The sequence below is a fragment of the Streptomyces sp. NPDC101152 genome (genome assembly GCF_044768275.1).
GTDB lineage: Bacteria > Actinomycetota > Actinomycetes > Streptomycetales > Streptomycetaceae > Streptomyces.
Genome location: NZ_JBIWPO010000042.1, coordinates 1 through 23,344 on the forward strand (window position 1 = coordinate 1; position 23,344 = coordinate 23,344).

General features: G+C 68.2%; 17 protein-coding genes and 2 pseudogenes. 8 read left to right on the forward strand and 11 right to left on the reverse strand.

What is annotated here, in order from left to right; translation table 11 throughout:
- Window positions 1–815: 815 nt before the first annotated feature.
- Entirely contained in the window at window positions 816–1,463 is a 648-nt protein-coding gene (locus ACIRVK_RS34980; RefSeq protein ID WP_404254345.1) for a DUF6308 family protein, read from the reverse strand.
- A gap of 150 nt (window positions 1,464–1,613) precedes the next feature.
- On the opposite strand from ACIRVK_RS34980, the gene ACIRVK_RS34985 reads away from it, so the two are divergent.
- Window positions 1,614–5,156, forward strand: coding sequence for a DUF4020 domain-containing protein (locus tag ACIRVK_RS34985; protein WP_404254347.1), 3,543 nt, complete (start codon window positions 1,614–1,616; stop codon window positions 5,154–5,156).
- A 417-nt stretch (window positions 5,157–5,573) separates the two neighbouring features.
- Window positions 5,574–6,434, forward strand: coding sequence for a DUF4238 domain-containing protein (locus tag ACIRVK_RS34990; RefSeq protein WP_404254435.1), 861 nt, complete (start codon window positions 5,574–5,576; stop codon window positions 6,432–6,434).
- A 58-nt stretch (window positions 6,435–6,492) separates the two neighbouring features.
- On the opposite strand, the gene ACIRVK_RS34995 is transcribed toward ACIRVK_RS34990, so the two are convergent.
- Window positions 6,493–6,657, reverse strand: coding sequence for a DUF6207 family protein (locus ACIRVK_RS34995; protein ID WP_404254349.1), 165 nt, complete (start codon window positions 6,655–6,657; stop codon window positions 6,493–6,495).
- Window positions 6,658–7,328: 671 nt separating this feature from the next.
- Between ACIRVK_RS34995 and ACIRVK_RS35000 the strand changes: the two genes are divergently transcribed.
- Window positions 7,329–8,654, forward strand: a complete 1,326-nt coding sequence (locus tag ACIRVK_RS35000) for a hypothetical protein (protein WP_404254351.1) — start codon at window positions 7,329–7,331, stop codon at window positions 8,652–8,654.
- On the opposite strand, the gene ACIRVK_RS35005 is transcribed toward ACIRVK_RS35000, so the two are convergent.
- The 5 genes from ACIRVK_RS35005 to ACIRVK_RS35025 form a co-directional block, all read right to left on the reverse strand.
- Window positions 8,637–9,452 (reverse strand): hypothetical protein, encoded by an 816-nt coding sequence (locus tag ACIRVK_RS35005; protein ID WP_404254353.1) that lies wholly within the window; start codon window positions 9,450–9,452, stop codon window positions 8,637–8,639. The two genes, ACIRVK_RS35000 and ACIRVK_RS35005, sit on opposite strands and share 18 nt — an antisense overlap.
- A complete protein-coding gene (locus tag ACIRVK_RS35010; protein ID WP_404254354.1) occupies window positions 9,433–11,730 on the reverse strand; it encodes a hypothetical protein in 2,298 nt (765 codons plus the stop codon). The genes ACIRVK_RS35005 and ACIRVK_RS35010 overlap by 20 nt, the downstream gene beginning before the upstream one ends.
- A gap of 75 nt (window positions 11,731–11,805) precedes the next feature.
- Complete coding sequence (locus tag ACIRVK_RS35015; protein ID WP_390774721.1) at window positions 11,806–12,330, reverse strand: hypothetical protein; 525 nt, start codon at window positions 12,328–12,330, stop codon at window positions 11,806–11,808.
- Window positions 12,331–13,025: 695 nt separating this feature from the next.
- Window positions 13,026–13,865, reverse strand: coding sequence for a DUF6083 domain-containing protein (locus ACIRVK_RS35020; RefSeq protein WP_404254356.1), 840 nt, complete (start codon window positions 13,863–13,865; stop codon window positions 13,026–13,028).
- 211 nt (window positions 13,866–14,076) lie between these two features.
- Window positions 14,077–14,343, reverse strand: coding sequence for a helix-turn-helix transcriptional regulator (locus ACIRVK_RS35025; RefSeq protein ID WP_404254437.1), 267 nt, complete (start codon window positions 14,341–14,343; stop codon window positions 14,077–14,079).
- Between ACIRVK_RS35025 and tap the strand changes: the two are divergent.
- A pseudogene (gene tap / locus ACIRVK_RS35030) lies at window positions 14,320–15,588 on the forward strand (telomere-associated protein Tap); the annotation flags it as partial. The gene ACIRVK_RS35025 and the pseudogene tap overlap by 24 nt on opposite strands.
- A gap of 3 nt (window positions 15,589–15,591) precedes the next feature.
- Window positions 15,592–16,152, forward strand: coding sequence for a telomere-protecting terminal protein Tpg (tpg, locus tag ACIRVK_RS35035; RefSeq protein ID WP_404254358.1), 561 nt, complete (start codon window positions 15,592–15,594; stop codon window positions 16,150–16,152).
- Between the two features lie 133 nt (window positions 16,153–16,285).
- On the opposite strand, the gene ACIRVK_RS35040 is transcribed toward tpg, so the two are convergent.
- Both ACIRVK_RS35040 and ACIRVK_RS35045 read right to left on the reverse strand, forming a co-directional pair.
- On the reverse strand, window positions 16,286–17,707 hold the full coding sequence (locus ACIRVK_RS35040) for a hypothetical protein (protein ID WP_404254360.1): 1,422 nt from the start codon (window positions 17,705–17,707) through the stop codon (window positions 16,286–16,288).
- A 412-nt stretch (window positions 17,708–18,119) separates the two neighbouring features.
- Window positions 18,120–18,692 carry a hypothetical protein gene (locus tag ACIRVK_RS35045; protein WP_404254362.1) on the reverse strand — a complete coding sequence of 191 codons (573 nt, stop codon included), beginning with the start codon at window positions 18,690–18,692 and terminating at the stop codon, window positions 18,120–18,122.
- A 129-nt stretch (window positions 18,693–18,821) separates the two neighbouring features.
- Between ACIRVK_RS35045 and ACIRVK_RS35050 the strand changes: the two genes are divergently transcribed.
- Window positions 18,822–19,151, forward strand: a complete 330-nt coding sequence (locus ACIRVK_RS35050; RefSeq protein ID WP_404254364.1) for a deoxyxylulose-5-phosphate synthase — start codon at window positions 18,822–18,824, stop codon at window positions 19,149–19,151.
- 115 nt (window positions 19,152–19,266) lie between these two features.
- Here ACIRVK_RS35050 and ACIRVK_RS35055 read toward each other — a convergent pair whose 3' ends face one another.
- Both ACIRVK_RS35055 and ACIRVK_RS35060 read right to left on the reverse strand, forming a co-directional pair.
- Window positions 19,267–19,869: a hypothetical protein gene (locus ACIRVK_RS35055; protein ID WP_404254366.1), complete on the reverse strand. Its 603-nt coding sequence runs from the start codon at window positions 19,867–19,869 to the stop codon at window positions 19,267–19,269.
- 836 nt (window positions 19,870–20,705) lie between these two features.
- Window positions 20,706–20,996 carry a hypothetical protein gene (locus tag ACIRVK_RS35060; protein ID WP_404254368.1) on the reverse strand — a complete coding sequence of 97 codons (291 nt, stop codon included), beginning with the start codon at window positions 20,994–20,996 and terminating at the stop codon, window positions 20,706–20,708.
- A 642-nt stretch (window positions 20,997–21,638) separates the two neighbouring features.
- Between ACIRVK_RS35060 and ACIRVK_RS35065 the strand changes: the two genes are divergently transcribed.
- Both ACIRVK_RS35065 and ACIRVK_RS35070 read left to right on the forward strand, forming a co-directional pair.
- The gene (locus ACIRVK_RS35065; protein ID WP_404254370.1) at window positions 21,639–22,181 is read left to right on the forward strand and encodes a hypothetical protein; all 543 of its coding nucleotides are present in this window, start codon (window positions 21,639–21,641) and stop codon (window positions 22,179–22,181) included.
- Between the two features lie 69 nt (window positions 22,182–22,250).
- Window positions 22,251–23,344 (forward strand): annotated as a pseudogene (locus tag ACIRVK_RS35070) (ISKra4 family transposase); the annotation flags it as partial.

A 23,344-nucleotide genomic window follows, 5' to 3' on the forward strand; every position in this document is an offset into this window, starting at 1 on the left:
CCGCTTCGCTCTGCCTCCGGCAGCCGAATACTCGCTTCGCTCGTTTCGCGCGTCCCCGCGCGAATTGCCCCGCCTCCGGCGGGAGTTATGGAATAAGGCCTCCGGCCTTATTCCATAACGGCGTGCCTCCGGCACGAAAAGAAGCTGGCTTGTTTTGGTGGTGACTGTTTTTTGAATTGAGTTGATTGACCGTCATATCCGATATTCAGCACGGATTTTGAGGTGACGGTTTCGGGGATTATTCCCGGGAATCTCCGATTCCCTGAAAGGAGCAGATTCCGGGGAATCTCCGATTCCCTTACAGGCAAAGAGAACTGACGGGTATTCCGTGGAAAACAGTACACCACGAAATACCGAGAAAAGACCAGCCGGGCCCCTCCGGGCCCCTGCTGGCCGATACGCGGGTGACGGGCCCCCAGCTGCCTCCGGCAGCACCACGGGCCCGAACCCTCCCCAGAGACGAGACAACACGCCTGAGAGTCCGTCAGGCACCCTCCCGTGCCGCCTTCCTCCCCCGGGCCACAAGCCACCACAGCGCGGAGGCCGACCGGCCGACGCGCAAACCACACCCAGCCCCCCACCCCTTCTCTCTTCACCATGGCTCAACATCCAGCGCAACCCGAACGCTGGCCACCGCACCGCCCCCTCACGGTCCAGGTCGCCACCTCGCCACCAACTGGAGGTGGCCCGTGCCCTACAACTACCTGATCACCTACGACATCGCCGACGACGACCACCGCCCCGCCGTCTCCGACCTCGGTGGTGGTGCACGGTTCACACGCCAGAACGCCGTAGGAGCAGCTTCGCTGCCGAGGTCAGCGAGGACAGGCATGCCCCAAATGGAGGTGCCCCATCCACACCATCACATCGCAAATCCGCAGCGCACTCACCGTCTCCGGCACTCCCGCGACTTGCCGTAGCGCGAGCAACTCGCGGTGCAGGGCACGGTCGTCCTCGCGCAGCGCGGCATGCAACGCAAGCCAGAACGAGGGGCGCGGGCGGCCCAGAGCGCAGCGCACTACCTTGTCGTAGACCGGCAGCAGCCGCGGACGCTTACGAGCCAAGAGCTTCCCGGCGATAACCCAGTCAACTCCGTGCTGGTCACAGAGCAGACTCCAGGCCTGGTCCGCCGGCGAGCCGTCGGCCAAGTGCGACACTTCGGCATCGACCATGTCGATTTTCCTGGGAATGGCCTGCAGCAGGCCAGACAGCTGTGTGCCGAGTCGGCCCTCCAGAATGTCCAGCGCGACACGCGCCGGAACGGTGACCGACAAGGTCTGCACCGCGATCAGGTCCTCCGCCGTGATCCGATCGGCGATGTCCGGCCGGTCTCCTCCATCGGCCAGATGCTCGAACCGGCTACCGGTGAACGGCACCGTGCCAGGCGGCAGACCGATACCGAAGTAACGCCGCAGATCCACGACGGCCTGAGGATCAGCGACGAAGACATTCAACCGTTCCACGAAGGACTTCGGAGGACCAGCTAAAGACACGAGCAACCTGCTTCCACATACGTACCTGGCACGAACGGGCTTCTCGCCTTTGGGCGGCTTCTGCCCAGGAGCGCTCTAGGCTTCAGGCTTGGAGTCGACGCGGGAGGTCGCGGCGTGTGGTTGACCGGGCAGTTCAGTATCCCTGAGCCGGTGTTGCAGGCGCAGCGCCGTGGGCGCTTGGTGCTGTTCGTGGGGGCGGGAGCATCAATGTCTCCTCCCTCTTCCCTGCCGACCTTCGCGCAACTTGCTGCCCAGGTCGCCGGGGAGGTCGGCGTCGAAGTGACACTGGAGGCCACGAGCGCCCCCGATCTGTTTCTGACCCGTCTGGCGGAACGGGACTTGCCTGTCCACGAGCGGATCCAGCGGCTCGTGGAAGCGTCCGAGCAGCCCAACGCGGTGCACTCCGCCCTGGTACGCCTGTTCCCGTCGGCAGGTGACCTGCGGATCGTTACCACCAACTACGACCGGCACCTCACTACCGCCGCCGCCTCATTCTTCGGGGAACCGCCCGCGGTATACCGGGCCCCAGCGCTTCCGTTGGGCCGGGATTTCACCGGGATCGTGCACCTGCACGGCTGCGTGGACCAGCGCCCGCAGGATCTGGTAGCGACCTTCGCAGACTTCGGACGGGCCTATCTGACTGATGCGTGGGCGGCGCGGTTCCTGCAGGACATGTTCCGCACGTACTGCGTGCTGTTCGTGGGCTACAGCCACAACGACCTGATCATGCAATACCTCGGCAGAGGTCTGCCGCCGGGAACGGAGCGCTTCGGGCTCATCAGCGATGAGGCGCCGCCCAACCGCGACTGGTTGGCCATGGGGATCACCGCGGTGACGTACCCGAGCGCGCATCGTCATGCCGCGCTCACCGAGGGACTTGAGCGGTGGGCCGAATTGTCCGGCTGGGGGCTGCTCGAACAGGAGCAGCAGATCATGGACTTGGTGGCACCCACGCAGGAGCCGGACGGCTCGGCCCGGGCGTCGGTGCCGCAGGACCCGGCGCGGCTCTCCTATCTGGAGTCGGTCATCTCCCAAGAGGAGACCGTGTCCCTGTTCACGCGTCACGCGCAGGACCCGGTCTGGCTTGACTGGGCCAGTGCCCAGCCCGCGTTCGCGCCGCTGTTCCAATGGGGTCCTGCCCTCGACCGTGTGGGCAGAGCCCTGTCTTGGTGGTTCGCCCACAGCTTCGCTGCCAGGTTTCCCGCGGACGCCATGGCGGTCGTCCACCAGCGCCGCGGAGTGCTACACCCGACCACGGCGGAGGATGTCGCTGCCTCCTTGCGCACTACGCAGCCCGATGCCCAGGCCATCGGCGGATGGGTGCCGGTGCTGATCCGGAGCCAGGCCTCCGGCTTGGCCTTGAGCTGGCTCCTGTCTTCCCTGACCTGGCCCGAGCACCGGGACTCCATCCTGCTGCTGCTCGATCACCTGATCGCGCCTCAACCCCAGATGGTGCCTTCATTCACTGCACCGGGCGCGGTGCGGTTCGACGTCGACACGGTCACCGGCGACGAATACAGCCTGCGCGAGGCCTGGGAACGGCTGCGCGGCTCGCACTTGGACGAGATCTCCCACAGGATGCTGGCAGGCATGGAGCGGCACTTGCGCAACGCGCAGACGGCCTGCTCAGCCAACCGCGACACCAGCGGGTTCGACCTCCGCAGCTTTCAGCGCTCCGCGATCGAGCCGCACCCGCAGGACACTCCCCCGACCGGGTTCGACCTGGTCATCGACATCGCACGCGACTGCTCAGAGCACCTGGCCAAGGTCACACCCGAGCTCGTGGTCTCGCTCTTCGAATCGTGGGCCGCCAGCGACGTCGCGCTCCTGCAGCGCCTGGCGGTCCACGGATGGAACGCCCGCACCGACATCGGCGCGGACGACAAGCTCCGCTGGCTGCTGAAACACGACTTGCTGTATGCAACGGCGACCAAGCACGAGGTTTTCCGGCTCATCGCCAATGCGCTGCCCGAAGCCGAAGACGTCCGCAGCGACCTACTCACCCGAATCCTGGCCGGCCCCGACACCGACGATGGCGAACCGCGCCGTGCCGAGCTGCGCGCCTATGAGGTCTACAACCTGCTCACCTGGACCTGCCAGCACGACCCCTCGTTCACCCAGGCCCAGCAGGCGCTGAATGAACTCCAGCAGGCCCACCCGAACTTCACCGCCAGAAAGTTCCCGGATCTCAACATCACCTTCCAGGCGATCGTGACGCGAAGCCCAGTCACCACAGAGGAATTGTCGTCGATGGTCTCCGACGAGGACATCGACCGGCTGCTCACCTATCAGGGCGAGCTGCGCCCCGACGTCATCGCCGACCGCCAGGCGATGCTGCCCAAGGTGACCGAAGCCGCGGCCGCCACCCCCGCATGGGGCATTCGGATCGCCACCGCACTGGTGACCAGAAGCGAATGGCAGACCGATCTGTGGCCCTGCCTGCTCGAAGCGTGGACGCAGACCGCCCCCCGGCTGGACGAGGAACAGGCCCTCGACGTACTCGAAATCCTCGCCCGCCTCAACCAGGAGGAGGTCACTGGGGAGGTGCATGCGGCGACAGTACGGTTCCTACGGGCCCTGGCAGCCGCCTCGAGCGAGCGGGTGCTGGCCGCCTGCGAGGCCCTCGGCGACGCCCTGGTCGAACAAGCCGAGCAGGAAGGACCGGCCCCCGCGGCCGCGGATCTGTTCAACGACTGGTCCTACGGCCTGACCGCGTTCTGGGTGCAGGAGGCAGTCCGACGCTGGAACGCCACGGACGGGGACCGCCGGACCGGCCTGCCCGAAACAAGCCGAGCTGCGCTGACCTCGCTGGTCCACGGACGGCATCCGCGCACACTCACTGCCGTCGCCACCCTCGCCCAGAACCTTCCGGCACTGGTCGCAATCGACGAGAACTGGATGACCACGCACCTGCTCCCCGCCTTCGACTGGGGCACCGACACCGCCAGGGCGCGGGCCGCATGGACCGGTTACTTGGCCGCCCCGTACTGGAACGAGCGCGTCCTGGAACTGCTGCGTCCATCGCTCCTGCAGAGCTTCATCCACATCCACGACGCGCAGCTGCGGCCGACGCTGGTCACCCATGTCGCCGACCTGTGCCTGTACAGTGCCACCGCCGCCCACCCGGAACACGGGATCCTCACCCCCTTCCTCAGCTCCTCAAACGACACCGACCGCAAACTGTGGGCCCAGCACATCGGCTGGCGACTCAACAAACTGCAACCCGCCGAAGCCCAGGGCAACTGGGAACGCTGGATCCGTGACTACTGGGCCCGGCGCCTGGACAACCGCCCCATCCGACTCACTGCCGACGAGAGCGGGCAGATGCTCGACTGGGTTCTCCCAGCCGGGGACCTCTTCCCCGAAGCAGTCGGCCTTCTCGTCAAATCGCCCTCGCGCTTCCCCGGAGCCTTCCTCTTCTTCCACAGCCTCAAAGACTCACCGGTCCTGGCCGAACACCCCGCCGAAACCGCCCAGCTCGCCGCCCACGTCCTGACGCACCTCAACGGCCCGGTCGCGATATGCGAGGAGATCGGCTCGATCCTGCATACCCTCACCGCCACCGGCGACCCCGAACTCAGTCCCGACCTCCGCAAAGCCTGCGAGGGCGCTGCAAAAGCAGGATGCCCCGACGCCCTGACCTGGGCCAAAGAACTGCCCTAAGTACGTCTTCCGGTTCCTTGTCGACGCGGCGGTGGTCGGGTTCACCGACAGTGCCCGGCACCCGAAGGCGCTCGCCGTGCAGTTGCCCGACGAGTGGGTGGCACTGCCAAACGGCTGACAACGCCCTGTCCTCGGTCGTGGTCCCGCACCTGGTCCCTCAGTCCGGGCGGGCGTTCACGAAGTCAGCGGCCCCTACACGCCCGCCACTAGCGAGGTGGTGGTGCAGGTCGTGTCGGGCACGACCCGGTATGCGGTCGTCACCGTGGTCCGGCTGCGCTGACCGGTAACCTTGAGATCGGCGGCCGGGAAACTCTTGGCGGGTGGCGAGGGGTACTTGGCACAATTCGGCGTGTGGGAACAGCACAGCAGACGTCGCGGCAGCACCTTGTATCCCAGGTCCTGCTCAAAGAGTTCACGATGCCCGAGCCGAAGGGCGGCAGCCGGCAGTTGCTCCCGTTCGACCTGCACAATCCCGGACGCGTGCGCAAGCGGATGCCCACCAGTCGATGCGGCTGGGTCGAGAACTTCGTCGCCGTCGACTCCCCATCCGTTGAAGCGCTCTGGGGTGACGTGGAAAGGCGCGTGCCTGCGGCGCTCGCCGCTGTGCACGCCGGCACTCCGTTCGCCAACCCTCTTCACGTGGACGTGCTGCGCGACCTGGTCGTGCTCCACTACGTCCGGTCGCTCCACTACCGCGACGTGCACACCGACTCGGTCGAGCGAGCCCGCACACGCCTGCTCGCCAAAGTGATCACCCAGTACCCGGAGCAACTGCGCCTCGAGGCACTGCGCGAGACGGGCCTGTATCTGTCCGGCCCGGCTGCCCTGGGCGCCTTCGCCGAACGCCTCATCGAACGGTCCACGATCATGCGCGACCGCGAGACCGGCAAGCTCTTCCGCACCAGCATCGAGGACACCTTCCACAAAATGCGGGACCTGGCGTCGACGCGGCGGCTGGAGGTAATCACGCCCGAGACGGGCCAGTTCCTCATCGGCGACAACCCGGCCCTGACCGTGTGCGTGAAGGAAAGCCGCACCCTCTACGGCATGGCGTTCGGTGACGCCCAGACCCTCCTACTTCCCATCGGCCCAAAGCACCTGCTGTCCCTGGGCACCGAGGACGTCATCCTCACTGTCCCCCAGACGTTCGTCGACCGCCTCAACGCCGTGCAGGTCCAGGCCGCCCACCGCTACGTGTACCTGCACCCGGAGAGCGGCCTGGAGCCGTTCGTGGAACGCGCCGCACAGCGACGACCATCCGGGGACCGCACTACGTGACAGCAGATCGTCATCGCTGTACCTCTGTGAAGACCTGCGGCGGCACGGGGGGGCCAAATCATCCGAGCCGACCGGCTGCCTCAGGTCCAGGTAGCAGCGCAGCCGTCGCCCACCGGTCGGCGAGCAGCTGCTGGAAGGTCAGGGCGGTGGCGTCGTCGACGGCCGCGACGTCGACGACAACCAGGCCCGGCTCACTCACGTGCACCTCGTTGATCGGGTTCATGTACGGAACTCTTCCCGGGCGCCCGGGAAGAGTTCCGCCACGGCAGTACCTTCACCCGACCGAGAGGCAGGCCGTCTATGGCTGCCGCCGCTCCAGTTCCACCGGCCAGACCGCCGGGGCGCGGGTCGTACCAGGGCTCGACTGCCGGGACCGAACTGTCCGAGCTCCTGCTTGGTGAACAGGCGCACCTCCGCCTGCCCCGGGTGCAGCCGGTATCGCTCGCAGCGCCAGCATCACTGCATGCCGCCGAGGGGCGGGAAGTTGGGAGAGCTACCGTCGGGAGGGCCCCCGTCCGGGTGTTGGGCGCGAGCGGGTGCGTGCCGCATCAAGGGGTGCCGGAAGAGAATCTGCCGGGCCTCGCGTCGGCGAGCACTGTTTCGGTGGGACAAGGCAACGACGACGGTCAGCAGGTGCGTGACGGCGAGGACGAGGCGGGGCAGGGCCAGGACGGCAAGGTCTCTCCAAAGTCCGGCGCCGGCACTTGTCTGGACGGCGAGCGAGATGAGGGACGGGGCAGTGACCACCGCGGAGCACCTCCATGGGCTGCGGCGCCGGACCCGCTGCCCGGCACCGACGCCAGGAAAGCTCCCGCCAGGGTTGGGCCTTCATCGAAGGTGGGCGGTCTGTAAGACGACACCCGCCCGGGCGTATGGCGGGGCTAGCGTGTGAGGGTGCCTTCACCTGATGCCCTCAGCCCCGCAGACCAGGAGCTGATCGGTTACGCGGCGGCTCACGGCGGGATCGTGACGCCCAAGCGGCTGCGGAGCTGGCGTGCGCGCGGGCTAGTGGAGCGCAATGTCGTGCGCCGTCTCGGCCGTGGTCGCGGCACCGCCTCCCGGCCCGCCGACGGAGCCAAGGAGATGGTGCTCTGGCTGGCCCGCAACGCCAAGCCGGGCGGCCGGCCGGACGATCTGGCCCTGCGGGCGTTCGCGGACAGGATGCCCGTACCGGAGGCCGCCGTTCGCGCAGCGTTCCGCGCGGCCGTCGACCGCCTCATGACGCAGGCGGAGCAGTCCGGCGAGCTGGCCGGGATCGAGGATCCACAGCAGCAAGCGGAAGTCCTCGCGCAGCACCTCGACGCGACCGGCCACCTGGCCACGCTCGTACCCGCTCGGATACGCCGCCTCGACGACGCGATCCGGAACCTGGGTGTGGACTGGTCGGCGCCGCAACTCGCCGTGCTGGACCACGGCGCGGGCATGCTGGAGCCGGCACGCACGGCCGATCTGCTGACCACGGCCATGGAGATCATCCGGACCGGCCGCAGCGCGGTCCACAACCAGGCCATCGGCGACTTCTTCCGCGCCCTGTCTCCATCCCACGCCGCGAACCCCATCGCGTCACTCATCGAGCACCTCGACGTGGACGACGAAGGCCTGGCCGTGCAAGACCTCGACGGAGTGCTCATCGAGGGCGACATCCGCGACGAGCTGCGCCGACTGGTGGCCGGCACACCCCTGCCGCTGCTGCATCACGCCTGGCGGAGCGTCGACCAGATCCGCGCCTGGGCCCACGAGTTCTGCTCTGCGGCCGAGGCCGAAGTCGCCGCCCGGCGCGTCGGCCCAGCGGTCCTCGCCTGGTGCCGCGCCTCACTCATGCCCACACGGATATTCCTCATCACCACGCTGAAGGTGGGGCAGCCCAGTCCCGCCGACCATGCACGGGCCGCCGTTGGACTGCTCATGATCCGGGACATGCTCGGCCAGCTGAACACCGTGATACCCGGGCTGCCGTGGAACCTCCTCGACAATCCCGACATAATGTCCGACTGCGTGCGCGCCTTCCTGGTCCCGCCCGCCCGTGACTGCACCCGCACGCCGCGGCACAGCACACCCATGAGGGAAGAAGATCTTTCCGATACCGCGAGAACAGGCGCAGGGGGCGTGAAACCCGCGCACTGCTCTACCTTCGCCAGCGCCCCCACAACCCGCCTCGCCTGTTCCCCGAAGCCCGGGCGCAAGGACCCGACGTCTGAGCACTCACACTCGGCACGCTGAGTCGCCGGTCATGGGAGCCGTCTGCTGCTTAGGCGTGCGGTCTGGCGCAGACGGTTGGGTGGAGTGTGTGGTGGGAGGTATGCGCGCGGTTTGGATGGCGGCGGTGATGTCGGGGCGGCCGTAGCGGTCGGTGAGGGTGGCCAGGGTGTCGATGAGGTGGTTCTTGGCGTCGTCGGTCAGACCTTCGGCGAAGGCATGAAGCAGGCGTGCCAGGGGCGCCCACTGGCCATGCGGCGCATATGCGGCTGCCTGAGTGAACAGGTTCTCAAGGCGGGTGAGTGTGTTGGTGTCGATGGTTTGTGGTGCGGTGGCGAACCAGTAGGAAAGGGCGAGTGAAGGGTCGCTCATCAGGGTGTCGCGCAGGGTATGGGCGTGGTCCAGGCGGCGGGTGTGTTCGGCGTGACGCTGTTGGAGGTCGTGCAGGTGTTGTTGGTGGTTATGCGCGGCCTGGACGGCGCCGGGTTCTGCGGTGAGGTGGACGTGGCCCCAGAGGAGTCGGATGGGCAATGTGGGTAGGTCGGTGGGGCAGCCGAGGACGGTGTTGATGCGGGCGGTGGCCGGTACGGCATCGGTGGCGAGGTAGTCGGCGGTGATGGTGCGGGCGATTTCCAGGGCGTGGTCGGCGGCGGCCGCGTGAGGGCTGTGGTGCGGGCGGGGTGAGGGGAGTTCTTCCCAGGCGCCGGTGAGAGTGAGGGTGAAGGGGTGGCCAGGCAGGGCGGTGGGTGCCGGGCAGGTCAGGTCGAGGGTGCCTGCTCGGGGTGTGGGCCAGCCGCCGTGTCTACGACGTGGCCGGCGCATGGTGCAACGTTGCTGGTGCTGTCGGGTCGGCTTCTCGCAGGGCGATGACGAGTACATCGCGCAGGCGGGTGCGTGCGGTGGGCTGTGTGCCGGAGTATGCGGGTTCCCATCCGTAAGCCATGTGGTTGAGAGTGAGGAAGCGCGATGCGAGGTAGGTGCGGTCGGTGTCGGAGCGGAAGACGGCTTCGGTAAAGGTCTGCAGAATGACGGGTCGTAGCTGGTCGTGGGTCAGGGCACTGTCGAGCCAGGTACTGACTGCGCGTTGCAGGTCGGGGTCGGCTTCCTTGTCCAGGGCGCAGCGCCATCCAGTGAGGGCGAACAGGCCGGTTTCGCTGCTGGCTCGGGCCAGGAGGAGGGGAGTGCCGTCCGTGGTGGTGCGGCCGGCGAGGTGGAGGAATGCGCGGCGAGCGGCTGCGGTGTAGTGGAGTTGGGAGGCGGCGAACCAGGTGGTGAGGGTGGTTCGGATGGTGTCCTGGTGGGCGGGCTGGTCCCACAGTTCCGTCAGGGCGTCTCCGACGGCGTCCGTGACGGCTTGGTGAGTGGTGTGGGCAGCGAGTTCGGCCAGTCGTTTGAGGGCGATCTGGGGGTAGGCGTGGCCGAGTTGGGCCAGGGCGTCGGCGAGGGCCTGTTTGAGGACGGTGGGGGTGCTGCCCCGGTGCATGGGTTCGTCCGTGTCGGGGGCCTTGGCCCAGGCGAGGTACTGGGCGCGGGCGCGTTTGCCGGCGGTGGGGTCGATGGCTGCGGCAACCAGCAGGTCCGTGGCCTTGCCGCGCAGGTTGCGGGTCTTGGCCCAGTGGGTGGCGATTGCGCGCAGGACGGTGAAGCTCTGCTTGGCAAGGGTGTAGCGGGTGGCCCATTGGGCGACGCGCTCGGCCAGGGGAATGCCGAGGTCGGGTGGCAGTGATGCGGCCTGTTCGGCGGTCCAGCGGGTGAACGCGGCCACGTGGTGGGGGCGGTCGACCCAGAAATAGTCGACGACTGCCTCGGCGTAGCCGGGTTTGAGGAAGTGGATGCGGTCGTCGTCGCCGAGTTCCGCGCCGATGGTGTGAGTGAGTTCGATGATGCCGGGGCCCTGCTGTCCGCAGACGGCAGTTGGGGTGTCGTCGAGTGCCCCGCCGAGTGTGGTCTGGGCTTCGTAGATGGCCTCGGCAGGCGCGCCATCGAGGGCAGCCGCGGCAAGCAGGTAGTTGCGGTGGGCGCTGTTGGGATGGTCGGTGTGCCAGGTGCGCAGTACGGTGCGCCAGTTGTGGGTGGATTGGATGACGGTTTCGACAAGCTCCTTGAAGGGTTTGGGCTCGCCGGTGGAGTCGTCGAGGCTGACCGCGGTGATGATGATGCGGGCGAGTCGTGCGGCCTCGGCTGGTGTGGCTTGGTGGAGCTGTCTGGTGATGGCCTCGTCGGCACACCACTTCTCCAGGTCGCGGACGGGCGGCCGGTGTCGTTCCAGGTGGGTGTGGAGCACGTCGAGAGCGGGGGGCGGGGCAAGGAGGTGGGCCAGTTCGGTGGCTTCGCCCGCGACCGTCATCCAGGTGTCGGTGTGGGTGACCACGACGACGTAGGACCGCATGGCGCGCAGGTGGTCGGCCGCTTCACGCAAGTGGAGCCCGAATCCTGGGCGCAGTGTTTCTTCTTCGTCTCTCAGATCCAGGATCCAGCCGGTGTCCTCGTCTTTGAGGCCTTCGAGTTCGACCCGCTCATTGGGTTCGCGGCGGACTTGCCGGATGTCTTTGACCCGCTGGTGGGTGAGTGTGTGCAGGGCGGTGGTGTAGCGGCCGGTACCGGCGGTGCTGTGGATGACGGCGGCCCGGTGTACATCGAGGAGTGCGTCGATGGCTTTCGTCGTCTGGTCGTCAGGCAGGTAGGGGTGGAGGCGGGCCTTGATCCAGTCGTCGGGCAGAGGTGTTCCCCGAAGGCGTTGGATCTCATTGATGTTCTGGACTGCGACGGCTGTCCCGTAGTTGTTGCCGACGTTCTGCACGGTGCTCGCGCCGTCGTCCGGGACTGTGCCGGGTGGCGTCGTGTGCAGGGCGGGAACGTCAGTGGTGGGGCTGACCAGTCCGGGCGGCGTGGCGGCGGGTGAGGTGCTGTCTGGAGAGTCGGGGGTCTGTGGCCGGCCGTCAGTGACGGGAGCATGGGCGGACGGCTGGCTCCCGCTCTGGGGCTCCGGGTGTGCTTCGTGACCGGGAGACGGCTGGATGGCTGAGGCGAGCTCGGAAGCGTCGTGGGGCGCGGAGATGGTCGGCGCGGCGTCCTGTTCGGCAAGTTCGGGTACTGGCACGGATCAGCCCTTCAAAGCGATCGGGTGTGCCGCGGCACGGACGCGCAGGCACATGTTGGCTGGGCGGTTGCCGTGTTACTGCCGGGTGATCCGCCTGCCCCTCATACCGATGAGCTTGCCTCCGGCCTCGACCGTGTCCACGTCCTGGATGACGCGGGAGTTCCCTGCGATGACGTCGCTGTCCATGCCCGTGGCCTCGCCAGTGACGGTCTTGACTGTCTGGTGGACGAACGGGCCGGAGGCGGGCCGGTCTTCGCCCTCGAAGGTCAGGTGCTGGCGGTAGATGTCCTCCAGAGCGGTGCGGGCGCGGGCCAGGTTCCGCAAGAGCTTGTGGTCGGAGGGGCGCACCGGGACGGTGCCGTCGGCGTAGTCGGCGAGGGCTTCTTGCAGCAGTTCCAGTTCGCCTCGCCGGGCCTGCAGCACGTCTTCGGACGGCTCCAGCGGCAGTTGAAGCGTTCCCACAAGGCCGGCGGGCATGATGACGTCCGTCTCGGGCTCAGATCCGCGTGAGGTGAGCAGACGGTCCAGGCGCTGGAAGAGGAACGTCAAGGTGGCGGGCAGGACGGAACTGATCACAGCGATCTCAGCCGGATCCGGCATGCTGAACTCCCCCGGGCTTCAGAATGAAGGACCGTCCGATTCTTTCCGACACCGGGCAAGACCGAGGGGCCTTTCGGGAAGACGGCAAAAAGGCACTCCCCACTTGCCCCTTCCGCCTGTTCGGCTAGATTTCGACGACTATATATTCGGCCAGATGTCCGGTCAGTGGGGGTCCCTTTCACGCTGGTCCGGTGCGGCCAGGGGCGCGTGCCCGTGCTGCCGGTAGGGGGCTTCTTCGGGGAATCGTTCCACTCGGGCTTGCCTGTAGGCCACGTCGAATGACGTCGTCTCACTGCTCCTCATGGACCGCCGAAGAGCTCGCCAGCTCGTGACGGGATCGAGAATGCAGCGCAGCAGATGAAGTCGCATTAACAAAGCGTCCCCACGCCCTGAGTGTCAGGCGGACTGTTCCCGGCATCCGTAAACGGAATGACAATCTCGCAGGAGTTTTCCGCCACCCAGTACTGCGATCTCCGTGAATTTCGAGTCTCATGATTCTGTTGTTGTTGAAGGGATTTGGATGGCCCGGGCCGGATGCAGTGCATTTCGGCCACGGGGCCGGGTGGGTTGAGGTGTCGTCTGGTGACGGGGCGCCCGGACGATTGGTCCCGGGTGGCGGAACAGGGGCGGCTGCCCTTCAGCCGGTGTGCGGAGGTGAGGGATGGGTGGTCGGGGGCCACTGCCACGGGACGGTTTTAGTCATGAGGAGCGGTGATGCCGGTGATGCCGCCGCCCCAGTTGCTCGGGTTGTACTGCAGAGTGACCCGCCAGCGGTGGTCGGTGAGGCGGTGCTGCTCGGCGGCGATGGCTGCCCCGAGGGTGGTCAGCCCTGGGTCGAGGACGACTGCTCCGAGCGCCGCCGCCGACGCCTTCCACGCGCCGCGCTGCGGGCCGGCGGGCAGCAGGGTCCAGCGGCCTGCGGCCGCGTGAGCAGCGAGCACGGCCTGGGGGCAGCGGCGGCGCTGGCGTGTCTGGGCCACGCACCGGATCTCCTCCAGCGGCCGGTCGGCGAGATAGCGGCCCAGCAGGAGTTGCACGACCGGCCGGGCGGGACGGCGGGCGTCGGCGGTCTGCTCCTCGCAGGCGGGGTCGGACGGGGCCGGCAGGGTGAAGGCGCCGGTGTCGATTAGGCGGCGGGAGCGGACGGCGAGCTGGCGGCGCACCGCCTCGATGTGCGGGCTCAGCTGAACGATTGCGGGTGGGGTGCGGCCGGGGCACAACACGGTGTGCGGGATGCGGCACCAGGCGCTGCCGTCTGCGTGGGGGTGGGCGATGCCGCAGCTCAGGTGCCAGCGGCAGGACTCGGGGATCTGAGCGGTGGCCAGTTCGTCGGGGTGCAGGGCGACGGGCCGCTGGTCGCTGCAAAGATAGACCTCGATGCGGTTGCCGCACAGGCGGCAGCGACCGCTCTGCCCGCAGCGCAGCAGGCGGCTGGGGCTGGGGCTGGTGGCGGCCACCCGCAGCAGGCGGCGGGCGCGGGTGGTGCGGGGGTTGCCGTCCCAGTGGCGGCCGGTGGAGGCGGTGTTGGGGCGCATGGCCCGGACCGTGCCAGGTGGCGCGCCGAAGCGTCGGGGGCGTCGGGGGCGTCGGGGGCGTCGGGGGCGTCGGGGGCGTCGGGGGCGTCGGGGGCGTCGGGGGAGCTTCCCCCGGGCAGCCCATCCGGGGCGAACCTGCATGCGAGTTGCCGCTTGACTGTTCGGTGCCTGCTCGCCGGTTCGGGTGATTCATGAACGGGGCTCGGCGGGGTCAGGAGCCCTTCGCCCCGGGCGGGGTGTGGTCGTCGCAGAGGGTTCCCAGGAGGTGCTCGATGGGGACGTCGAAGGCGTGGGCGAGAGCGTGCCAGGTGGTGACGCTGCCGGTGGTGCGGCCGTGTTCCAGGTCGATCAGGGTGCGGCGGGCCAGGCCGCTGCGGTCGGCGAGTTCGTCGAAGGTCCAGCCGCGCTCGCCCCGCGGGCGCGCGAGTTCGACGCGCAGCGCGGTGAGGTCGGGATCGTGTCGTGGGACGCCCTCGATGAGCGGTCCTGGCCTGGCGTTGCGGAGATGGAGCCGGCTGACGTCGCCCGCGTCCTGGGCGTGTACGCCCGGCGGGTCATCACGCCGCGCGGCTCGACGGCCGTGTCGGGGCTGGAGCTGATGACGGCGCTGCGCCCGCCCACACGTGCGGTGCGCGACGAAGCGAGCGGGAACTGGGTGTCTGCCTACAACCCCGGCAGCCTGGGGACAGAGCCGATGGACCCGGCGCCGCCGGAGGCCACCGCTGAGCACCCCGTCGTCTTGAACTCCGGCTGGAGCGGCGGGTTCCTGAACGAGGAGGCGTACCAGTGGGTGCGCAATGTCAGCCTGCTGACGGACGAGGAGTGCACGCTGCCGTACGCGGTCGGACTGGACCTGAACACGGCGTTCCTCGCCGCCGCGGCCCGCCTGGTCGTCGGCCTGTCCGCCCCGGACCACTTCCACGCCCCGACGTTCAACCCGAAGATCCCCGGCTCCTGGCTGGTCGACCTGTCCCACGTCGAGGTGGACCCGCGCCTGCCCTCGCCCTTCACCCCGGACGGCACCCGTCCGGCGGGCCCGGCCTGGTACCAGACGCACACCGTCGCCTACGCCCAGGAACTCGGCTACAACGTCGCCCCGATCGAGGCATACCTGCGCCGGGAGACCGGCGCGTACCTGGACCCGTGGCACGACCGCCTGAAGAACGCGTACGTCGACACCCTCGCCGACCTCGGCGTCACCCGGGACCTGGACGACCGGGCCTTCCTCGCCGCCATGGAGCGGCACAAGGACGCCGACCCGGCGATGGCGGCCGTCCTCGCGGCCATCAAGGCCACCGTCAAGGGCGGCATCGGGAAACTGCGTGAGCGCCCCCAGGGCAAGAAGTACAAGGAGGGCGAGCGGTGGCCGGCCCTCCAGCGCCCCACCTGGCGGCCCGACATCCGTGCCGCCGTCATCTCCAAGGCCCGCGTCAACATGCACCGCAAGATGCGCAACATGGCGGCGATGACGGGCCTGTACCCACTCGCCGTACTCTCCGACTGCGTCGTCTACCCCTCACCGGGCGCGAGCCCGCTGGACTTCCTCCCGTATGCCGCGTCCGGCAAGCCGCAGCCCGGCGGCTTCCGCCTCGGACCCACCCCGGGCCTGGCCAAGCTGGAAGGCGTCCAGTCGATGCTGTGGGCGGTCGACCTCATGGAACAGGGCTACAACCCCGCCCGGCACATCAAGGGCGGCGACGCCGTCCTCGACGAAGGAGAGTAGGCCGTGGCCGGAGAGATCGACGACGCCATCGAACGCGCCGACCGGGAGGGCTTCACCCGCCAGCCGCCCAAGACACTCCAGGCACGCATCAACTTCCTGATCAAGCAGCTCAAGACGACCCGCGCTGTCGCGGCGGAGATCGGGGTCAGCCAACGGTCGGTGGAGCGCTACCGCAAAGGCGAACGCAAACACCCACCCAAAGCCATCGCCGACAAGATCGACGCGGCTGTGCGGTCCCGGTGGCAGCCCCAGGTCCGCAAACGCCGCCAGAAACAGGCCGCCACCACGCGCGGCATCACGGTGGAGACGAGGGCCAGGTTCGGCTACACGGCACCCGTCGGCACGACCGACGACGGACGCTTCCGACGGCTCACCGTCCACCTGCCCCCCACCTACGCACAGCGCCTGTTCCACGCCCGTGACGCCGGAGTCAGCGACCAGCAGATGCGCCAGATCATCGCCGAAGGATTCAAAGAGATCTACTTCCAAGACGGCGGAGCCCGCGCTCTGGGACTCTCCGACGTCACCCTCAACGACATCGACCACCTCGACCTCGACTACTGACCCCGACAACGACCGCAGGCCCAGCACCTGCTCGTCTGCGCCGAGGCACGGTAGTTGTGACCAAGGCAGGCGTGCTGTCACCAGAGCCACCGGACGGCGAGTGCTGGGCAGCGTTCTGGACCGCGGTGCAGTCTCAGCTGTCCAGCCCGGCTTCCCACTTGCGTCGGCGCAGCACATGGTCGCTGAAGAGGTGTCGGCTCCGGTCGAGCAGTTCACCCACCTCGGCGCCGCCTCGCTGTCCGTCCGGCGACGGATGCCAGCGCTGCACTGATTGCGCGGCCCAGGTGCGCAGCTTCACATCCGGGTCTTCGAACAGGCCGACCGCCGCCCGTAGCGCCACGATGCCGCCGCGTGCGTCGAGCAGCCGGAATGCGCCGACGCGGACGTGCCGCGGCCGCTCGGAGCTGGTGCGCTCCAATAGCCAGTCGGCGGGCAGTTCCTTGGCCGAGGGCAGCAGGGCGGTGGCGGTCTCGCGGACGACACCGGAGGCAGGGTCGTCGAGGAGCGGCCGCAACTGTTTCGCATCCGCGCAGTCCAGTGCCCGCAGCCCTGCCACCGCTCCCGCCCGCACCCCGGCCGCCGGGTGCACGAGCAGAGGCCGCAGCAGCCCGGCGTCCGCGCGGTTTCCGCACTCGGCCAGCCCGATGACCGCACCGGGCGGCAACTCGGGGTCGTCTGGTGTCGTGCACCGCTCCCGGTACCAGGCCGCCGGGTCACCTCCCTGCTGTCTTATGACGTACCGGGCGCAAGCACGAACGAGCGCGGAACGGTCGCTGAGAAACGGCTTTGCCTGCTCTGACCGCCCCGCCCGTCTCAGCGCGGTGACGCCGGCCGAACGGACACGCGGGTTGCGTGCGGACAGCAGTGGAGGCAGCACACCCCCGAAGGCATCCTCATCCCCCAGGGCCGTGAGCGCCGCTGTGGCACACAGGTCCTGGACCACGGTGTCCTGGTCCCCGGCGGCCGCGCGGGCCAGCTCAGCGGGACGGAGCAGTCGGCCCTCGATGGCCAGCCGGTACGCGAACCGCCGGACGATGCGGTCGGGGTCAGCGAAGAGAACAGCGAGCTGCCCGTGGGATGCCTGGCGCAGGACCTGGCCGAGCAGATCGACGCCGAAGGCGCCTCTGTCGCGGCGGCCGACGCGGAGGATGAGCGGCGCGAGGTCGCGGGCAGAGTCCACGTTCATGGCCTCGCGCAGCAACTGCCGGGCCTGCTCGCGTACTGGGCCGACCCAATCGGCGCAGCGAATCACGACCAACGGCAGCAGACCGGGGTATCGGACCGACTGGCGCAGCGCCTCCTGACGGATCCGCCCGTCGCGGTGACAGAAAGCGAGTGCGAGCCGAGACTCGCTGAGCTGAGTCAGGTCGGCGGGCTGTGGGGCAGGGTGTTGCCACCCCGTCGGGAACTGCGGCCGGTGCCAGGCCACCTCACGCACTCCTGCGTCCAGCACGAGCCAGTCTGCGGGGTCGGCGACATCAAGCGTGCTTTGAAGCTGCGCGCCTCCCGCAAGCCGCGTCGCTGCCGCTATCCCGTCCTCGATGTCCTCAAGCATTCCCGCCCCTCCAGCAGTCGTACCAGGTGATCGTAGGGGCGGGGTTCGCGTAGGGCGCAGGAAATATGGCCCGTGATCGCCAAGGGCCGCCGCCCGGCACCCTGCTGCCCACCAGAAGCCGAACGCGGTGACATCGCCCCTGCTTCGCCTGCAGCTGGTGACAGGTAGCGCACCGCATCGGTGACAACCACCATGCTTTGTCCCACTGAAGCCGCAAACAGCCGATGCCGGTGGTGACAACTATCGTGCTTCGGCACAGTTGTGACTGAGCGCTTCACTTGGCGGATGAGCGGTTGAAGCGGCGAGCTGAGCGTGCCGCACGGCGGTCCGTCAGGGAGGCCGCGGCCCGGCGAGACCGCGAGGGCGACCCGGAGATGGTTCCCTCCCGGGTCTCCCTCGGCGTCGCGACGGGTCAGATGTCGCCCGCGCGGGCCTTGGTGTACCAGTCCGGGACGTGGCCGTCGTCCAGGGCCACGATGCGGAGGATCAGTGGAAGCATGTCCGGCACCGCGTTGGAGGCGACGGCACGGATCTCGTCCAGGATCCGGGCGAACTGGACGGAACCGACGGGCGCGTTCCAGGTGCGCGGCAACTCGAAGGGATAGTCCTCCAGACCGTGGTGTCGGTGGACCACCCGCAGGTCGAAGGCGATCTCTGCCGCGTCGTCGAGCTTGTCGACCAGGCGCACCACGAACGAGAACTTCACCGCGGCCTTGCCGATCTGGTCCGGCGAGGTGAACTGTGCGCCGCGTTGATATCCCCACGGGGGCATCAGCCTCGGCAGCAGATGCGTCGCGTCGCTCGGCTCGGGCTGCGCCTCGGAGTAGAAGAACTTGCCCTGGAGCATCTCGTCGACCACGCCCCAGAGGTCCGTGAAGAGAACGTTGAGCTCCCGGGCGACCCGGTCAAGGGAGTTCCGGCGCTCCAGGGCCAGCTGCGCGGCCTCGTGCGACGCAGCGGTCAGGACGGCGAGACGGTCCTGCATCTCGGCAATCGAGGCGGTCTTGCGCAACTCGGGCGGCTCGGCCAGACAGGCGCGGACCTCCCTTCGATCTTGCTGAATGTCACGGAAACCTGGTCGAGTTCATCCCGTACGGGCCGTACTCTGGCCAGCATGGCCCACGCGAAGACCTCCTATGTCTGCCTGCCCTGTCGGGCCTCCTACAAGCAGCCTTACCTCGGCGACCACGACCGACTCTGCCCGCGCTGTGCTGAGGCGTTGATACATGTGGGTTCCGCCTTCGCGCCGCCGCGGCGGCGCGACACCGCTGCCTGGCGGACCCTGTCGGTACTTTTGAATGCCGGTGTCCGCTTCCACAAGAGTTGCTGTGGCGGCCCTGGCTATCGTCCGCGCACACTCAGCGAGGTGCGCGAGCGAATGGCATACGCGCGAAAGACCGATGAACCGTTCGCGCGTGCATTGGTGCGCCACGAGCTGCCGTAGCCTAGGCGCAACAGAGTATCCATGCGTGTCCTCTACCACGCGTCTGCGTCTCTCCGCCGCAGGCCAAGCCCGGACGGCTGAGGGCGCCCGCCAAATGCCCGGGCTCCCCGAAGAGTCAGAGAAGGTCCCGCCAGAAAGGGACCGTCCCTCGAGGGTTCCAGCGCTCGTCGACCTCGCCTCGCACCTCATCGAACTCCTGGTGTATGTAGTCGACCAGGTCAAGGCCGTAATAGATGATGTCGGTCTGCCACATCGAGAGCACGGGATGCCCGAAGCTTCCCCGGCCGGCAGGCAGGTACCGGTGGGCATACACGGGCACCAACACCGGCACCTCCGCCAAATGATGCCGTGCCACATCCAGCGCTGCCGTCCCGTCAGCTGGACGCTCGTCCCAGCCCTCGTACCAGAACCCGTTGCACTCAACATCGAGCAGAACGCCCTCGACCGGCCAGGCGAGCTGTCGACGCAGACTGTCCAGATCGCCGCCGCGCCACTCCGGCCACGGCCTGGACCAGGTCTGCCCGTCCTCGGGAGGGACGTTGACCGGAAGCCCGGCAGCAAGGAAGGCTCGATGATCGTCCGCGAACTCGAAGCCATACTCTCGCTCAATGCGCTCGAACTCGGCATCGCTCAGCCCCGGCTCGAACTCGTAGAGGCCTGTCTGTGCCAGGCGATGTGCGGCCTCAGCACCCAGGGGTACTCCCTCATTGGTGATCACCGCCGCACGCTAGCGCCGACTGCAGCCGACCGTCACCCGAGTAATGCGCAGGCTCCGTCTCATTCAGCAGCGTTCATGCTCGTTCAACGGAGACCCGCCCGGGCACACGTCCCGGCAGCCAGCCGCCCATGGACACAGGTGAACGCCCCCGAACGCAGTTCAAGCTCCCACCAACAAAGTTGGAAAATGTGTTGGCGATGCGAGATTCAGCGGGTGTCTGGTCATGCCGTGCTCGGTTGGCTCTGTCGGACTCCGGTGCACGCCACCAACGTGCTGCCGTCCTCGTCGAGGAACAACATGAAGACCCACGATCCGTCGATAGTCCTGATCTGGCCCAGCCGAATCGGTCGGCCGTATAAGTTCCAGGCGTTGAACGGCCCGAGCCAAGCCGGAGGTCTCGATGCCCCTCCGACGGGTGTGGCGGAGTCGGCGTCCGTAGATCGTCGCGGGCTGCTCGGCTGACGGCGTTTCGTCCCAGACAATGTGCGAAGCGCCGGCGCGGACAGCGTTCAGGGCGGCCGACGACGTCTCGTCACCACCACTCAACAGCCGTTCGAGCTGTTCCCGTTTCATGACCTCACGCCGGCCGAGATCCTGCTGTACAGCAACGCGGTACAGCAACCCCAGCAACCGGCAGCACCCCGCACCGGCCGTCATGGGCCTCCAGGCAACCTGTATGACCTCCGCTGACCGATCTATGTAGAGCTACGGATCAGAACGTCGCAGGTTCGATCCTGCCGAGTGCACACAGCCCGGAGGTGTCGGATAACTCCGGGGTCTCCGGCGACAAAGGCGACTGCGGGCCACAGTGGCTGCGCCGTTTCGACCTTGTGTGCCTACGGATGTTGGGCGTGCCGCCTGCGAGTCACGAGAAGTGCAGTCCAGCCGGCCAGCATGATGAGCGCGCCCGCTCCGCGCCAGAAGCCTCCCAGCAACGCGCCGAACCCTGCCAAGGAGACGCCGAGCATGGCCACGGCAGCAGCGGCCGACTGGGTCCGCAGCTGCTGGGCCGAACGCCTACTTGCCGACGGATTGATGAGCTGACGCCCAAGGAAGACCTGGATGGAGTTGATCACGGCCAGCACCGCACCGAGAACTCCCGCAACGACGGCGAGCATGGTTGGCATGGGCAGAAGCTACAGCCACCGATCAGGAAGTGGTGAGGGGGGTGGGTACGGAGCCAATCGGTGACCCGGGATCCAGCAGATCCGGGGCGCAGCGTGGCACTGCGCCCGGCGTGCAGCCCGAGAGTCTGACATCAACTGCTGACATCAACGTCGCCGGACAACGGCGGATCCAGGTGGACAGAAGAGACCGGTATGCGCCCGTCGCAAGCGGGGAGCGGCAGGCCGCTGCCCCACTGTGATCGAACTCCTAAAGCGGGTGTCACCTTCGGAGCTGTGCGCGCACTATTGCCATAACCTCGGCAAACCGCTCGTCCTGACGATCCCAGCCCCCCAGGCTGCCCAGCGCTTCCGCCCTGTACGTGAACCCGTCGGGGGTGTGGAACTGTGCGCCAGAGGGGTTCAGGCTCACCGCAATGATACGAGACCACGGAAGACGCTGGGTCCCCCAGGAATTGACCATAACGATAAGGTCGGTGGCGAGTTCGAGACGCACGCGCAGCAACCCCCACCAGGAGAACAAGCCGAAGCCAACCGCAATTGGGTGCGGTTCCTCTGAAGGGAAAGGTCGAGCTGAAGGAAGGCCGAGCGGGGCTGTGCTCAGGGCTGCTCGTCTCTACCGTGGTGGTGGAGGAGGGGTAGCGGATGGGCTCGCTGTTCGAGGAGTTAGAAGCGCGCGAGGCGGCTGCCCGGGTGCGGGTGGAGGAGCTCGAAGCCGCGCTTGCCGAGCTGTCCGGGAGACTGGATCTGGCGCGGGAGAGCCTGGAGCGGTTGCGGATCGCGCGGGAGACGGTCGCCGAGGTGCTCGCGGGGATGACCCCGGAGGAGTCGGCGGTGGGTGTCGATGTCGACCGGCCGACCGTGGGTGAGCCGGTGGCGTCTGCGTATGCGGGGGCCGAGCGGCGGGTGATCGGGGTGCTGACCGTCCCGAACTGGCAGCCGGGGATGGGGGCGGAGGTCCTGCCGCAGGTGTATCGGGACATTCTGGAGGTGGTGGCGGACGCCCCGGGGCCGGTCCGCGCCAAGCAGATCGTGCCGAGGATCGGACTGCCGGCCGAGACCGGGAAGATCGAGGGCACGCGGTCGAAGCTGAAGCGGCTGGTGGAGCGCGGCTGGCTGGACGAGGATGTCCCCGGCCTGTTCACTTTGGCCCGCCGCCGGGCGGCCGTTTCGCCCAACTCCCTTTAACAGCAGGGCTCTTCCGCGCCTACATTCGAAGGTGCGACCCAATCGATGCTGGACGGAAGAGCCCCGGAGATGACACCGTACGACACCCCATGCACCGCTGACCCCTTTGCACGCTCCATCAGCGCCTTTGAGACGCTGATGCACACGCTGTCAGGCAGTCCGGCTACCATCTGGACCCACGCCGAACTGGAGGAATACCTCGACACGGCCGGGCGAGAACTGCTTCGCCTGCTGCTGCAGGACCACCTGGACCTGCGGGCCAGGCAGGAAGAGAACCAGGTCCGCGCCGGTGCCGGGCCGGCGGTGACTGGGCCGGAGGGGCGGGTGCGGCCCTGGCGGGAGGCTGGGCACTCGCGGTGGCTGGCCAGCGTGTTCGGGATGGTCCGGGTTACCCGGGTCGCCCACCGGGGGCCGGGCATGGGCAACGTCCACCGCGCTGACCAGGAGCTGTCCCTGCCTGCAGGCCGACACTCGACGGGATTACGGCGGCTCGCCGTCACCGAGGCCGTCCGCGGCTCTTTCGACCAGGCCCACGACGCGGTGACACGCCGCTGCGGGAACGTGCTCGGCAAGCGCAGACTGGAAGAACTCGTGGTCGCCGCCGCGCTCGACATCGACGGCTTCTACCGGACGAGGATCCCGGTCCCGTGCAGCCGCGAGATGCCGCTGGTGATCCAGGTGGACGGCAAGGGCGTGGTCATGCGCCCGGAGGCACTGCGGGAAGCCACCCGCCGAGCCGCCGAGAAAGCCGCCGTCGGCCATCGCGGCCGGCCCGCGCCAGGCGAGAACCCGAACCGCAAGCGGATGGCGACCGTGGCCTGCGTCTTCGACACTCGTCCGGCGCCCAGGCGCCCACACGATGTGATCCACCCACCCGGCGGCCGAAGCGGCGAACGCCCCGCCCGCCCAGGGCCCAGGGCGGAGAACAAGTGGTGCACCGCCTCGCTGGTCCGCCCGCCCGAACAGGTCATCGCCGACGCCTTCGACCAAGCCCAGGCACGCGACCCGAAACACCTGCGGCCGTGGATCGTCCTGGCCGACGGCGCCCGCCACCAGCTCGACCTGTGGGGGGGGGTGAGCTGTTGGCGTCGCTTCGAAGTGGCAGAAGGCGGTGAGTCCGGCTACACCCTGCGGCACCGGGTGCCAGGTCCGCCTCAGCCCGT